Annotated in this window: 14 protein-coding genes; 9 read left to right on the top strand and 5 right to left on the bottom strand. The window is 60.0% G+C overall.

Features of this window, described 5'->3' with window-relative positions; genetic code table 11:
* The first annotated feature begins 17 nt into the window (after positions 1–17).
* The 4 genes from rnr to rpmG all read left to right on the top strand — a co-directional run bounded on the left by rnr (position 18) and on the right by rpmG (position 3,758).
* Positions 18–2,288, top strand: a complete 2,271-nt coding sequence (gene rnr / locus AB4Z24_RS04035; protein WP_441706127.1) for a ribonuclease R — start codon at positions 18–20, stop codon at positions 2,286–2,288.
* Positions 2,289–2,339: 51 nt separating this feature from the next.
* On the top strand, positions 2,340–2,801 hold the full coding sequence (locus AB4Z24_RS04040; RefSeq protein WP_441706128.1) for a DUF983 domain-containing protein: 462 nt from the start codon (positions 2,340–2,342) through the stop codon (positions 2,799–2,801).
* An 11-nt stretch (positions 2,802–2,812) separates the two neighbouring features.
* Positions 2,813–3,514 carry an NUDIX hydrolase gene (locus tag AB4Z24_RS04045; protein WP_441706129.1) on the top strand — a complete coding sequence of 234 codons (702 nt, stop codon included), beginning with the start codon at positions 2,813–2,815 and terminating at the stop codon, positions 3,512–3,514.
* A gap of 76 nt (positions 3,515–3,590) precedes the next feature.
* Positions 3,591–3,758, top strand: a complete 168-nt coding sequence (rpmG, locus tag AB4Z24_RS04050) for a 50S ribosomal protein L33 (protein ID WP_013214665.1) — start codon at positions 3,591–3,593, stop codon at positions 3,756–3,758.
* A gap of 581 nt (positions 3,759–4,339) precedes the next feature.
* Here the strand turns inward: rpmG and AB4Z24_RS04055 are convergent.
* Both AB4Z24_RS04055 and AB4Z24_RS04060 read right to left on the bottom strand, forming a co-directional pair.
* Positions 4,340–5,710, bottom strand: a complete 1,371-nt coding sequence (locus tag AB4Z24_RS04055; protein WP_441706130.1) for a PleD family two-component system response regulator — start codon at positions 5,708–5,710, stop codon at positions 4,340–4,342.
* Positions 5,711–5,733: 23 nt separating this feature from the next.
* Entirely contained in the window at positions 5,734–6,117 is a 384-nt protein-coding gene (locus AB4Z24_RS04060) for a response regulator (RefSeq protein WP_441706797.1), read from the bottom strand.
* A gap of 165 nt (positions 6,118–6,282) precedes the next feature.
* On the opposite strand from AB4Z24_RS04060, the gene AB4Z24_RS04065 reads away from it, so the two are divergent.
* A complete protein-coding gene (locus AB4Z24_RS04065; protein ID WP_441706131.1) occupies positions 6,283–6,573 on the top strand; it encodes a DUF3572 domain-containing protein in 291 nt (96 codons plus the stop codon).
* A gap of 37 nt (positions 6,574–6,610) precedes the next feature.
* Here AB4Z24_RS04065 and AB4Z24_RS04070 read toward each other — a convergent pair whose 3' ends face one another.
* The gene (locus tag AB4Z24_RS04070) at positions 6,611–7,480 is read right to left on the bottom strand and encodes a cell envelope integrity EipB family protein (RefSeq protein WP_441706132.1); all 870 of its coding nucleotides are present in this window, start codon (positions 7,478–7,480) and stop codon (positions 6,611–6,613) included.
* Positions 7,481–7,607: 127 nt separating this feature from the next.
* Here AB4Z24_RS04070 and AB4Z24_RS04075 point away from each other — a divergent pair, with 127 nt between their 5' ends.
* The 4 genes from AB4Z24_RS04075 (at position 7,608) to AB4Z24_RS04090 (ending at position 10,617) form a co-directional block, all read left to right on the top strand.
* Positions 7,608–8,069, top strand: a complete 462-nt coding sequence (locus tag AB4Z24_RS04075; protein ID WP_441706799.1) for a RidA family protein — start codon at positions 7,608–7,610, stop codon at positions 8,067–8,069.
* Between the two features lie 4 nt (positions 8,070–8,073).
* Complete coding sequence (locus AB4Z24_RS04080) at positions 8,074–8,823, top strand: glycerophosphodiester phosphodiesterase family protein (protein WP_441706133.1); 750 nt, start codon at positions 8,074–8,076, stop codon at positions 8,821–8,823.
* Between the two features lie 105 nt (positions 8,824–8,928).
* On the top strand, positions 8,929–10,101 hold the full coding sequence (locus tag AB4Z24_RS04085; RefSeq protein ID WP_441706134.1) for a GNAT family N-acetyltransferase: 1,173 nt from the start codon (positions 8,929–8,931) through the stop codon (positions 10,099–10,101).
* Between the two features lie 90 nt (positions 10,102–10,191).
* Positions 10,192–10,617, top strand: coding sequence for an HIT family protein (locus AB4Z24_RS04090; RefSeq protein WP_441706135.1), 426 nt, complete (start codon positions 10,192–10,194; stop codon positions 10,615–10,617).
* Between the two features lie 21 nt (positions 10,618–10,638).
* On the opposite strand, the gene AB4Z24_RS04095 is transcribed toward AB4Z24_RS04090, so the two are convergent.
* Both AB4Z24_RS04095 and clpA read right to left on the bottom strand, forming a co-directional pair.
* Positions 10,639–10,872, bottom strand: a complete 234-nt coding sequence (locus AB4Z24_RS04095) for a hypothetical protein (protein WP_441706136.1) — start codon at positions 10,870–10,872, stop codon at positions 10,639–10,641.
* Positions 10,873–10,959: 87 nt separating this feature from the next.
* Positions 10,960–13,413: an ATP-dependent Clp protease ATP-binding subunit ClpA gene (gene clpA / locus AB4Z24_RS04100; RefSeq protein WP_441706137.1), complete on the bottom strand. Its 2,454-nt coding sequence runs from the start codon at positions 13,411–13,413 to the stop codon at positions 10,960–10,962.
* Positions 13,414–13,415: the final 2 nt, after the last annotated feature.

The raw sequence follows: 13,415 nt of genomic DNA on the forward strand, positions 1-13,415 counted from the left end.
CAAAAACGAGGCGCCAGGTGGCCCGCAAATCGAACGTGACGCGCGCCCCTGCAAACGGCGGACTTCCGAGCAAAGAGCAGATCCTTGAATATCTGAACTCTGCGCAAGGCAAGGCGGGAAAACGCGAGATTGCGCGCGCCTTCGGTGTGACGGGCGGCGCGCGGATCGCATTGAAACGCCTACTCGCCGAGATGTCGGAAGAAGGCACGCTCGCAGGCGATAAAAAGCACCTTCGCGAGAAGGGCAAGCTTCCGCCCACAACCACGCTCGAAGTCACGGGCCGCGACGACGACGGCGATCTCGTCGCCAAGCCGCTCCACTGGGAAGCGGACGACGGCAAGCGTCCGCTCGTTCGCATCGTCGCCGGCCACGGTCGCGACGTCGAGATCGGCATCGGCGATCACGTTCTTGCTCGCCTCGAAAAGTTGCCCCGCGGCAGCGGCAGCGCGCAGTACGAAGCAACCCCGATTAAAAAACTGCTGCGCGAAAAGCGCAGGCTTCTCGGCATCTATCGCGCCTCGAAGCGTGGCGGCGGCACCATCGAGCCGATCGACCGCAAGGAATTGAAGAGCTGGCAAATCCTGCCCGACGACACCGGCGATGCCAGCGACGGCGATCTTGTCCGCTTTCAATTGAACCGCCGCGGACGCTTCGCGACGCCGCGCGCCGAGATCGTTGAAAGCCTCGGCAACCCCGACGACCAGCGCAAGATCTCGCTCATCGCCATACATGCGCACGGCATCCCCGAGGACTTTCCGGAATCGGTCATTCAGGAATGCGAGACCCTGACGCCGCCGACGATGAAGGGGCGGACCGATCTTCGCGACATCCCCCTTCTGACCATCGATCCCATCGACGCCCGCGACCATGACGATGCCGTGCACGCGGCGCCCGACTCCGACGGAAAAAACTCCGGCGGCTTTGTCGTGACGGTCGCAATTGCCGACGTTGCGCAATACATCCGCCCCGGCTCGAAACTGGACCGCGAAGCGCAGCTCCGCGGCAACTCAGTCTATTTTCCGGATCGCGTCGTGCCGATGCTTCCGGAAAAAATATCGAACGATCTCTGCTCGCTGCGCGAGCTGGAAGAGCGGCCCTGCCTCGCCGTCCGCATGGTGTTCGACAAGCACGGCGAAAAGCGCAGTCACGCCTTCATCCGCGCGATGATGAAATCGGCCGCCAAGCTTTCGTATCAGGAAGCGCAGGCCGCCATCGACGGCAACGTCTCGGACAAATGCCAGCCGCTGATGGAAAGCGCGCTGAAACCGTTGTGGGAAGCTTACAGGGCCGTCGCGAGAGCGCGTGACAAGCGGGGCCCGCTCGACCTCGACCTGCCCGAACGCAAGATCCTTCTCGATGCCGAAGGCAAGGTCGATCGTGTGGTCACGCCTCAGCGGCTGGAAGCGCATCGCCTGATCGAAGAATTCATGATTCAGGCGAACGTCGCCGCAGCCGAAACGCTCGAGGAAAAGCGCCTTCCCCTCGTCTATCGCGTCCACGATGCACCGAGCCCGGAGAAGTTGAAGGGACTGAGGGATTTTCTCGAAACTCTCGACATGAAAGTCCCGCATGCTGGCGCGCTAAAGCCTGAAGCATTCAATCGCGTGCTTGAACAGGCGAAGGATTTGCCGGTTCCCGATCTCATCAACGAGGTGATCCTGCGTTCCCAGTCACAGGCCGAATATAATCCGAAGAACATCGGACATTTCGGACTGAACCTCGTCCGCTACGCGCACTTCACCTCGCCAATCCGCCGCTACGCTGATTTGATCGTGCATCGCGCCTTGATCCGCGCGCTTGGTCTTGGCCCCGACGGACTGAGCGATGACGAAATCCCGCGCCTCGCCAGCATCGCGAAAGCGATCTCCGACACCGAACGCCGCGCCATGTCCGCAGAGCGCGAAACAACCGATCGTCTGATCGCCGCTCACCTTGCCGACAAGGTCGGCGCGACATTCCACGGCCGCATCGCCGGCGTCACGCGATCAGGGCTCTTCGTAAAACTCAAGGACACCGGCGCCGACGGATTCATTCCGATCGGCACCCTCGGCAACGACTACTACCATCACGTCGAAGCGGCGCACGCTTTAGTCGGCGCACGCACCGGAACCGGCTATCGCCTCGGCGATGCGGTAGAGGTGCGATTGCTCGAGGCAATTCCATCCGCTGGTGCCTTGCGATTTGAAATGCTTACCGAACCGTCAAAGGGAAATTTCAGCTCGAAGGTTCTCGGAAGCCGCAATCGCCAGAGAAAGCCCGGAAATAAGTTTCGGGGCCGGAGTCGATAACGCCGCAGAAGTGACGCGCGACTTGACCCTGGCGCTCCGACGGCCCATCACATGTCTATGCTCGACACGGCCCAAAATATTCCCGTCTCGGACGATGGCGCAGATCGAAATGTCTGGCAGGCAATGAGCCGTGGCTGGCACGAGAAGTGCCCGCAGTGCGGCGATGGACGGCTTTACGGCAAATATCTGAAGGTGAATGACCTCTGCCCGGTTTGCGCGGCCGAGCTTTTCCATCAGCGCGCCGATGATGCCCCGCCCTATTTCGTCATGACGATTACGGCGCACGTCGTCGTCGGCGGCATCCTCATTCTCGAAAGATTGTACTCGCCGCCGACCTGGGTTCAGTTGGCAATCTGGTTGCCGATCCTGATCCTGCTGAGCCTCTGGCTCTTGCCGCGCGTCAAGGGATCGTTGATCGGCTATCAATGGGCGCTTCGGATGCACGGCTTCGGCAATCCGAAAGAAGATCTGCCCGAAGAATTTCCGCCACCATCGTCCGGCCAGTCATCCTGACAGTTCGCGCGATGTCCGAAGCAATAGACGGGCAACCGACAGAAACGCCGATACGCGACGCCGCGTGCCTCGTCGTCATCGACACATCGGGATCGGAACCGACGGTGCTCATGGGCCGCCGTCATGCGAGCCAAGTCTTTCTGCCGGACAAATGGGTCTTCCCCGGCGGTCGCGTCGAAGACGATGATCGTGCCCTCGCAAATCGCTTCGGCGGCGGCTTCATGCCGGCGGACCTCGCCCACGAGATCAAGCCGTTTGCGCTCGCGGCCGTTCGCGAACTCTGCGAAGAGACGGGGCTCATCGTCGGCAAGAACACCCCGTTCGCGGACCAGTGCGCAGCCTGGGAGGCCTTCGCCGCGTCAGGGCATAGCCCGGCCCCGGAAGCGCTTCTCCCCTTTGCACGCGCAATTACGCCGCCGGGACGCGTCCGCCGCTACGACACATGGTTCTTCGTGACGAAAGCGAAAGCGGTATCCGGAAAATCGACACTCCCCGACGGAGAGCTACTCGATCTCGCATGGTTTACGTTTTCCGAAGCCGCCGGGCTCGATCTGCCGCGCATAACGAAGCTTGTTCTCGACGATGTCGTAGCGCTTATTCTGAACGACCCTGACATTAACGGCCTGAGCGAGCTTCTGCCCTTCTATTACTCAGCCGGATCGGCCTATCGCCGCGATTTGATATCCTGTAAGGTCGCACCTTCGGCGCCTTGACACGGCAAAGTTCGCGCGTATGTTGCGCGCTTCCTCGCCAAGGTTACATTGGCGCTTTCTCTTAAGGCCAGGATCCATGGCGAAGCCCGTTACACAAAAAATCAAATTGCTCTCATCGGCCGGCACCGGCTTCTTCTACGTCACGAAGAAGAACCCGCGTACGTCGACAGAAAAGCTTGTGTTCAAGAAGTACGATCCCGTCGCACGCAAGCACGTCGAATTCAAAGAAACCAAGATCAAGTAAGCGGCGGAACTCGCCCGGCTTACGCTGGTTTATTCTTGATAGAATCGAATGTGTTGAAGGCCTTGGCTGAAAGCGGCCAGGGCCTAAAGCAAACTCGGCAGCGGGGTAAATCGTTCCGAGACAGCTTCGCGACCCTGGCCACGACCGGGCGAGGTTCAAAGAGGGCGTTGTTCCTCCCCCAGCTTCGCGATCGACCCTCTGCAACCGTTCGAGGAGGCCACTCTTGTGGTCGCTCGGTTCGATCATACCCACTCTATCAGGCTATGCGGCGGGCCCAATAGCGCGGGATTCCCAAAGTCGCAGCCCAATAGCAGACTTGCTGGCGGCGCGACCGTTAAACCTGACGCAATTTCCTTATTATCCCCAATTCAGTGCTCAAATTGGTGCCAGAATACGATGCGGAAAGCAACAACTGCTTTACTGTGTCGCCAAGGCAACGATTCGAACGAAGCCGCAGCACCTCGGCTTCAAACTAAACACCCGTAAAAATTGCGAAAATTGGTCTCCGATATGCAACAGCGGCTACGTTGCATGACCACAATTGCTCGGCGGCAACGTCCTCTCCGTCCCGAAAGACGCAGCTACGCAGCGTCCGCGACAACCCGGTTTCTCCCCCGCCGCTTGGCAACGTAGAGAGCACAATCCGCACGCTTGAAGATCGTCTCCGGCGTGTCGTCAGGACTTTCCAGCGTGCCGAGCCCAACGCTCGCAGTGATGCGGATATGCCGGCCGTCGCCAATAGCGAATTCATCGGACGCCACGCACGCACGTAATCGCTCGCCGACTTGATAGGCGTGCGTCAGGTCCGTATCCGGCATGATGATGACGAACTCCTCGCCGCCAAGCCGGCACGCCAAATCGATGCCGCGTGTATTCCGGCGAAGCCGAACCGAAAACTCTCGAAGCACTGCATCTCCGACGTCGTGCCCGTAGCTATCGTTCACGTTCTTGAAATGGTCGATGTCCGCAACAAGCATCGATAAGCTTCGCCCCGTGCGGATCGCTTCGGAAACGAGCGTCTTCAGATGCCCTTCCATGTAGCGGCGATTGTGCAGGCCCGTGAGTGAATCGGTGATCGCCTGCTCCACACTTTCCGCCAGGCGATGGCGAAGAAAATCGGAATGCCGCTTACGCTTGATCTGCGTCTTCACGCGCGCGAGCAGTTCGTGCCGATCGATCGGACGCATGAGGTAATCGTTGACGCCCATATCAAGGCCGCGAAGCAATCGCGCTTCGTCTCCAGGCTCGACCAGCATGATGACGGGCAAGTGCCGCGTGCGCTCGAGCGAACGCACCTGCGAGCACAGCCGCAAGCCATCGGAGCCCTGTAACGACAGGCTCACGATAAGAAGGTCGAAGTTGCCGTCTGCGAGCCGCACCAGCGCCGTTTGCGCGTCCCGTTCCGCGTAGGTGTCGTTGACCTTCGATAACACTTCGAGAAGCCGCGCCGCCGATCTCGGATGGTCGTCGACCAGCATCACCCGGCCCGAACGCGCAGAGAGCGCCCGAGCAAGCGAACCGTCGTCCGGAATGCCCATATCCTTGCCGGTCGACGCACGCATGATCATCTCGTCGTTCAGCATCTTGAGACGGGCGAGATTTTTTACGCGCGTAACGAGCGCGATATCGTCGACGGGTTTCGTGAGGAAATCGTCGGCGCCGCTTTCGAGACCGAGAACCTTGTCCGACGGCTGATCAAGCGCGGTCACCATCACGACCGGAATGTGGTGGGTAGCGTGGCTGCCCTTGATCCGGCGGCAGACTTCAAACCCGTCCATGCCCGGCATCATCACGTCGAGCAGCACGACGTCGATGCTTTCGCGTTCCAGAATGTCGAGAGCCTGCTGTCCGCCATTGGCCGTCAGAACTTCGAAATACTCCGCCTGCAGCCTCGCTTCGAGAAGCTTCACATTGGCGAGAATATCGTCGACGACGAGAACGCGGGCTGTCATGGATCACAAATCTGCGAGACGAGCTACTTAGACGGGCCGATGAACTTTCGAACGGTTTCGAGAAACGCCATCACTGAAATCGGTTTCGAAATGTACGCCTCGCAGCCACCTGACCGTATCCTCTCCTCGTCTCCCTTCATTGCGAAGGCCGTTACGGCGACGATCGGAATTTCACGGAGACTGTCATCGTCCTTCAGCCATCTCGTCACCTCGAGGCCGGAAACCTCGGGCAACTGGATGTCCATCAAGATGAGATCCGGGCGGTGCTTGCGCGCCAGTTCAAGCGCATCGAAGCCGTTCCTCGTCTGTATCGTCTTGTAGCCGTGCGCCACGAGGAGATCGTTGAAGAGCTTCATGTTGAGCTCGTTGTCCTCGACGATCAGAACAGACCGCGCCGTGGGTCGCATTTCAGGCACGCGACGCTCGACGTTCGTTCCGGATTCCTGATACGTCATAGAACCGCCCACTCTCCATCGCGGTCGTTGTGCACCGATTCTCGGCTAAACCTTGGGTCATCTTTGCCTCGAAAGCAGTAACCAACAGTTAACGTCAGCTAACCCATAGGAACCCCTATGCTTCGGTCGCGATCAAAGCCCCTGTCCAAGGATGATGCCGAAGCGCTAGCGTTGCAGGTGCTGGCATTTCTCCTCGCCGATTCAACGCAGAGTTCGCGTTTTCTCGCGCTGACAGGAATTATGCCTGACGACCTTCGGAACGTCGCCAACTCTCGCGAGCTTCAGTCTGCGACGTTCGAATATATTCTTTCCGACGAAGGACTTTTGCTGTCGTTCTGCCAGGAGGCCGGCGTCGATCCCGCGTTAATGGGCCCAGCCCATCATTTGCTGGCGGGATCAGAATTCTGATAACCGCCTCGTACCGCTGAGAGGCGATCGGACGCGGCTAATGCGCGGCCTTCGTATCCGGGCATTTGCCGGGAGCCAGCAACGTCAGCTCCTTCAATTGGCCCCTGATCGAAAACTCACCATAATCGATATTCAAATCGCTCGTGACGCCATTCTCGAAATAACGGAAGGACAATTCGTAAGCAGGCGTCTGATCGTGCTTGTCCTTCCCGGCATCGAAGTAACTGATCATCATCGGCCAGGAATCGACGGTGGCCAGCGCGTCGGCCCCCTTGAACGAAGCTGGCACGGCCTTGGTATTCTGCTCGTACTTTTTGCCGATGACCGTGTTGGTCAGATAGTATTTCTCGCCCTGCTCCGACCCATCGTAGAGATTGGCCGCAAACATCTTCACACCGCTCTTGGCCGCCTGCACCAGCGTCCAAGCGTGTTGCATCGGAAAGTAAATATCCTGAGGCAACGACACGCGCTTCTTCGCGGGCTTCACGAGATCAACCCCGACGACAGGCGTTGCGCCCTTCGAGCGCGCCGCATCCCCTTGGCTCGTGTCCGCGAGTTTGTCGTTTTGATATTGCGTTGAGGAAAATCTGAGTTTCTTCGCGTCCGCTTCCTCCCAGCTGGAGTTTCTGAGATCGCTCAGCGTCTCAGTCCCCTCCTGGTTGGTCATCACCGTCACGAAACGCATGTTCTGCGTATAGCCATCGCATGGCGAACCGCTCAGCTCGTAAACCATCCTGCCGGTTACGCCCGTTACGCCGGAGCCCGCAGTCGAGGTCCCCATCGAAAGCTCGTAGACGGCGCGATGCGGAGCAAACGCGATTGGTTCAGCCGCAGCCGCCGGTCGGACAGGCATCAGACCTGCGAGGACGAGAAGCGCGAGCGTGGCAGAGCCCTTCCGCATGGTCATTGGCTTACTCGCTTTCCGGCTGGATATACTTACGACGGCAACAGTCTAGTTCGCAGATAAGGCATTGCAAAGAGGCGTCAGCACGGCACATGCTGCACCGGAATTCCAGCTACAGGTAATCATGACAATGACAACAGTCGAGCAAAGGCTTTCCCAATTGGGGCTTAAACTGCCGGACGCCCCCCAACCCGTCGCCAATTACGTGCCTTTTCTCATCTCCGGGGACCAGCTTTTCATTTCCGGGCAAATCGCCAAGGACGCCACCGGCCGCGTGCTGACGGGCCTCCTCGGCGCGGGCGTCTCCATTGAGGACGGACAAGCCGCGGCGAAGGCCTCGGCACTGAGCTTGCTGGCGCAGGCGAAGGCGGCTCTTGGCGACCTCGAACGCATCGTCCAGGTCTTGAGGCTGACGGGCTTCGTCGCCTCGACACCGGAATTTGCCGATCATCCGAAAATCATCAACGGTGCATCCGATCTTCTCGTCGCGGTTTTGGGCGACGCCGGCCGCCACACGCGTTCCGCCGTCGGCGTTTCTAGCCTCCCGCTCGGCACCTGTGTCGAGATCGATGCGATCCTGAAAATTCGCTGACCCCATGCTCGATCGTGCAGCCTTCCTCCGTCCGATCGCACACCGCGGACTGCACGACGCGAAACGCGGGATCATCGAGAATACGGGTCACGCTTTCGAAGCGGCGATCGACGCCGGCTACGGCATCGAATGCGATATACGGCCGATCAAGGGCGGCATCCCGGTCGTCTTTCACGATGAAACGTTGAACCGGCTCATCGACGGCCGTGGCCCTCTCGCGGCCGTCAGGGAACGTGATCTCGGGTCGCTTCGCTATCGCGTCGGAGGAGCCGCGATTTTGACACTCGCAGACCTCCTTGATCTCGTCGGCGACCGCGTGCCGCTGCTTATCGAAATCAAGAGCGAATGGGATCCGCCGGATCGCGATTTTCTCGCCAACGTCGCGACGCTGGTCTCGGAATATCGCGGCCCCGCCGCTCTGATGTCGTTCGATCCGGATGTGATGGCCACAGTACGAGGCTTGGCGCCGGGAATTCCGTGCGGCATTGTTTCGGGAAGCTTCACGGGCGCCGGTTGGTGGTCGCGCAAGATCAATAGGAAGCGAGCTTCGGCCCTCCGCAATCTGCTCGAGTCAGGCCCGATTTCGCCCGATTTCTATGCGTATCAAGTCGATGCCCTGCCGACGCCGGTGACCGAATATGTGCGCCACGTTTCCGGCCTTCCGCTATTCACGTGGACGGTAAGAACGCCGAAGCAGCGCCGCATCGCTGCTACCTGCGCAGACGCCATGATCTTCGAAGGCTTTCGCCCTTAACGATAACTTCGGATCACCGCACGCAACGCGGACCTGCCCTGTTTAAGGTGATTTGGCCGGTTAGAAGAAGTTGCGTAAACTAAATCTCTCGCAGCAACGGTAACGATGCCGATATCTTCCGAGACAGCGGTGAAGCTCGCGCCGTCGATCGCATTGGTCGATGCGGCGCAGTGGGATGCTTGCGCCAATCCGGACCCCACAGAATTCAATCCCTTTGTCTCGCACGCCTTTCTGAAGGCGTTGGAAGAGTCGCACGCGGTCGGCAGCAAGAGTGGCTGGCTGCCGCGCCATCTCATTCTTGAGGATGAGAACGGCGCGATCGCCGCGGCGGCGCCCGCTTATCTGAAATCACATAGTCAGGGCGAATACGTTTTCGATCACGGATGGGCCGACGCCTACGCCCAGGCAGGTGGACGCTATTATCCGAAGCTGCAGATCGCGGTGCCGTTTACGCCCGTCCCCGGTCCGCGCCTTCTCGTGAAGCCGGGCGCCACCTCCTACGCCGACGAACAATTAATGGCCGCCGCGGCAATCGAGGCCGCGCGCCTGGGCGGCCTTTCCTCCGTGCACATGACATTTCTGAAGGAAGAGGTCGCCGAACGCCTGCGCGCACTTGGCTTCCACACGCGCATCGGCCAGCAGTTCCATTGGCAGAACCAGGGCTACGCGTCTTTCGACGATTTTCTGGCGAGTTTGGCTTCGCGCAAGCGGAAGGCAATCCGAAAGGAGCGGCAGGCCGCCCTCTCGCCCGGCATCGAGATCGAGCACGTCGCCGGCCGAGGCATCGGCGAAGCCCATTGGGACGCGATGTTCGCGTTCTACATGGACACCGGAAATCGCAAGTGGGGCAGGCCCTATCTCAATCGAACGTTCTTCTCGCTGCTTGGCCAAGCAATGGCGGAGCGCTGCCTCTTGGTCTTCGCAAAGCGCCACGGACGCTACATCGCCGGCGCCTTGAACCTCATCGGCGGCGACTGCCTTTACGGCCGCTATTGGGGAGCCACAGAGCACCATCCGGCGTTGCACTTCGAAGTCTGCTACTATCAGGCGATCGAGTACGCTATCGCGCACGGACTCCCGCGCGTCGAAGCGGGCGCACAAGGCGAGCACAAGCTCGCCCGCGGCTATCTTCCGGTCGCAACATACTCGGCCCATTGGCTCGCCGACCCGGCCCTGGAACGCGCCGTCGAGCGTTTTCTCAGGCAAGAGCGCGAAGCCATATCCCGGTTCAATGCCGACTTGACCGAGATGGGCCCCTATCGCAAAGACGAGACCTAGTTCCTTCTCCTTCGGGAGAAGGTGGCCGAAGGCCGGATGAGGGGGCGATTAAATGGTCTCCCACCCGCCGCTATCCACGGGAACCCGCAAATGACGTACGACGCAAACAACATCTTCGCGAAGATCCTGCGCGGCGAAATTCCGTGCCACAAAGTCTACGAGGATGCCGATGCGATCGTCTTCATGGATGTGATGCCCCAGTCGCCCGGCCACGTCTTGGTCGTTCCCAAGGTTCCGTCGCGCAATCTTCTCGACGCCGACCCGGCCGTGCTCGCAAAGGTCATCCCGCTCGTGCAAAAGGTGGCGACCGCTGCAAAAGCAGCCTTCGCAGCGGACGGCATCAGCATCGCGCAATTCAATGAGCCCGCCGGCGGCCAGACCGTCTTCCACCTGCATTTCCACATCATTCCCCGCTTCGAGGGAAAGCCGCTCAATTTGCACGCTCGGAATATGGAAGAGGGCTCCGTGCTGGCCGCTAACGCCGAGAAGCTGAAAGCTGCGCTGGCGGCGAAGTAGGCCGCATCGCGTGGACGCCGGCTAACGCACCTGAGAGAAGAAACGTCTCAACGCAAGGCCGGCGCGCCAGAGAAGAAAGTTGACCACCACCACGAGCACCAGGCTACCGGCCTGGTGCAAAGTGATCTCATTGGCCTCAATGCTGTCGATCGCAACAACCACAACGACGAGAGCGCTTATCAGGGCAGGCGCAAACCAGCCCACACCCATCAACCCCGATAACGCCGCGAGCAACGAAGCAGCGAGCCAAATCATGGGCTAATGCGAGCCTTGTTGATTTTCAAGTGTGTACGGATGGCAGGATAGGGAAACGGCACGACCCGAAGGCCGTGCCGTTGAATCTTATTCTTCTTTCTTCTTCCGCGGCACGCTTGGTACCGCACCGGAGCCGTTGGACTTCTCGCCCTTCTCCTTCGGCCCGGGCAACGCCTTCTTCGGCGTCGCATCGGCAAGAACCGGCTGCGGAAGATCGTCGTCGTCCGTCTCTTCGTCTTCCGGCGTTTTGATCTTCTTCGAAGGATCGAGCGGCAGGAAGTCGAAAGCCAAAGCCCGGTCGGGGCCTTTGCCGGAAACGAGAACCTTCACCGTTCCGCCGTTCTCGAGTTTGCCGAACAGCAATTCCTCGGCGAGCGGCTTCTTGATGTACTCCTGGATCACGCGAGCCAACGGCCGGGCGCCGAACTTCTCGTCGTAACCCTTCTCCGCGAGCCACCGCGTCGCCTCATCCGACAGCTCGATCGTAACACCGCGATCGGCGAGTTGCGCCTCGAGCTGGAAGATGAACTTCTCGACGACCTGCGCGATGATCTCAGGCGAGAGGCCCGCGAACGGCACGATGGCGTCGAGACGGTTGCGGAACTCCGGCGTAAACAGCTTGGTCACCGCCTCCGAATCCTCGCCTTCCCGCTTGGTGCGGTTGAAGCCCATCGGCGGCCTCGCCATGTCGGACGCGCCCGCATTCGTAGTCATGATGAGGACGACGTTGCGGAAATCGACCGACTTGCCGTTGTGGTCCGTCAGCTTGCCGTGGTCCATCACCTGCAAGAGGATGTTGAACAGATCCGGATGCGCCTTCTCGATTTCGTCGAGCAGCAGCACGCAATGCGGATGCTGGTCAATGCCATCGGTCAGCAGGCCGCCCTGATCGAACCCGACATAGCCCGGAGGCGCGCCGATCAGACGCGAGACCGTGTGCTTCTCCATGTATTCCGACATGTCGAAGCGCAGAAGCTCAACGCCCATCAGGTTTGCGAGCTGCTTGGCAACCTCGGTTTTGCCGACGCCCGTCGGACCTGAGAACAGATAGCAACCGATCGGCTTCTCGGGCTCGCGCAAGCCGGCACGCGCCAGCTTGATCGCGCTCGAAAGAGCTTCGATGGCCTTGTCCTGGCCGAAAACCAGCCGCTTCAAATCGCGGCCGATATGCGCGATGACTTCCGCATCGCTCTTCGTGACCGTCTTCGGCGGAATACGCGCCATGACGGCGACGGTCGCCTCGATCTCCTTCGTGGTGATCTTCTTCTTCCGCTTGCCTTCCGGCAGAAGCATCTGCGAAGCGCCGGTCTCGTCGATCACGTCGATCGCCTTGTCCGGAAGCTTCCGGTCATGGATGTACCGTGCCGACAGTTCGACCGCCGCCTTGATGGCTTCGTTCGTGTACTTGATCTTGTGATAATCCTCGAAGACCGACTTCAGGCCCTTGAGGATCTCGATCGCATCCTCGACGGTCGGCTCCTTCACATCGATCTTCTGGAACCGGCGCACGAGCGCGCGGTCCTTCTCGAAGTGCTGCCGGTACTCCTTGTACGTGGTCGAACCAATGCAGCGGAGCGTTCCGGACTGCAGCGCAGGCTTCAGCAGGTTCGAAGCGTCCATAGCTCCGCCTGACGTCGCGCCCGCGCCGATCACGGTATGGATCTCGTCGATAAAGAGAACCGCGCCCGGGAAAGCCTCGACTTCTTTCATAACGGCCTTCAACCGCTCTTCGAAATCGCCGCGATAGCGGGTTCCGGCGAGCAGCGCGCCCATGTCGAGCGCAAAGATCGTTGCGCCCTTGAGAACGTCAGGCACCTGACCGGCGACGATCTTGCGCGCCAGACCTTCTGCAATAGCAGTTTTACCGACGCCCGGATCGCCGACGAACAGTGGATTGTTCTTCTGGCGGCGGCAAAGCACCTGCACCGTGCGCATCACCTCTTGCTCACGGCCGATCAACGGATCGATCTTGCCGTCGCGCGCTTTCTTGTTGAGGTTCACGCAATACGTGTTCAGCGCATCGCCCGGCTTTTTCTCTTCACCTTCGGTTGCGTTCACGTCCTCATCGACTCCACGAACCGTCCGCGGCTCGAACATGCCGGGCCGCTTTGCAATCCCATGAGCAATGTACTGGACGGCGTCGAAGCGTGTCATTTCCTGCTCTTGCAGGAAATACGCCGCGTGACTTTCGCGTTCCGAGAAAATGCCGACGAGCACGTTCGCGCCGGTAACCTCCTCCCGACCCGACGTCTGGACATGAACGATCGCCCTCTGCACGACCCGCTGGAACGAGTTCGTGGGGTGCGCGTCGCGCGCTGATTTGGACACGATCGGCTTGAGCTCGGTGTCGAGGTATTCGATCAGCCGGGCCCGCAATTGCTCGATGTCGACGGAACAGGCCCGCATAACGGCAGCAGCATCACGATCGTCGACGAGCGCGAGCAGCAAGTGCTCAAGCGTCGCAAACTCGTGGTGGCGAACGTTTGCATACTGCACAGCGCGGTGCAGGGAGGCTTCGAGATTTTTGGAGAGCGATGTCAATC

This window comes from Hyphomicrobium sp. 2TAF46, from assembly GCF_052114865.1.
In the GTDB taxonomy this organism is placed as follows: Bacteria; Pseudomonadota; Alphaproteobacteria; order Rhizobiales; family Hyphomicrobiaceae; genus Hyphomicrobium_B.

Bases quoted from the DNA above. Each gene is read 5' to 3' on its own strand.
- AB4Z24_RS04040 (WP_441706128.1), top strand. From the start codon at position 2,340: ATGTCTATGCTCGACACGGCCCAAAATATTCCCGTCTCGGACGATGGC.
- AB4Z24_RS04045 (WP_441706129.1), top strand. From the start codon at position 2,813: ATGTCCGAAGCAATAGACGGGCAACCGACAGAAACGCCGATACGCGAC.
- rpmG (WP_013214665.1), top strand. From the start codon at position 3,591: ATGGCGAAGCCCGTTACACAAAAAATCAAATTGCTCTCATCGGCCGGC.
- AB4Z24_RS04055 (WP_441706130.1), bottom strand. From the start codon at position 5,710: ATGACAGCCCGCGTTCTCGTCGTCGACGATATTCTCGCCAATGTGAAG.
- AB4Z24_RS04060 (WP_441706797.1), bottom strand. From the start codon at position 6,117: ATGCGACCCACGGCGCGGTCTGTTCTGATCGTCGAGGACAACGAGCTC.
- AB4Z24_RS04065 (WP_441706131.1), top strand. From the start codon at position 6,283: ATGCTTCGGTCGCGATCAAAGCCCCTGTCCAAGGATGATGCCGAAGCG.
- AB4Z24_RS04070 (WP_441706132.1), bottom strand. From the start codon at position 7,480: ATGACCATGCGGAAGGGCTCTGCCACGCTCGCGCTTCTCGTCCTCGCA.
- AB4Z24_RS04075 (WP_441706799.1), top strand. From the start codon at position 7,608: ATGACAACAGTCGAGCAAAGGCTTTCCCAATTGGGGCTTAAACTGCCG.
- AB4Z24_RS04080 (WP_441706133.1), top strand. From the start codon at position 8,074: ATGCTCGATCGTGCAGCCTTCCTCCGTCCGATCGCACACCGCGGACTG.
- AB4Z24_RS04085 (WP_441706134.1), top strand. From the start codon at position 8,929: ATGCCGATATCTTCCGAGACAGCGGTGAAGCTCGCGCCGTCGATCGCA.
- AB4Z24_RS04090 (WP_441706135.1), top strand. From the start codon at position 10,192: ATGACGTACGACGCAAACAACATCTTCGCGAAGATCCTGCGCGGCGAA.
- AB4Z24_RS04095 (WP_441706136.1), bottom strand. From the start codon at position 10,872: ATGATTTGGCTCGCTGCTTCGTTGCTCGCGGCGTTATCGGGGTTGATG.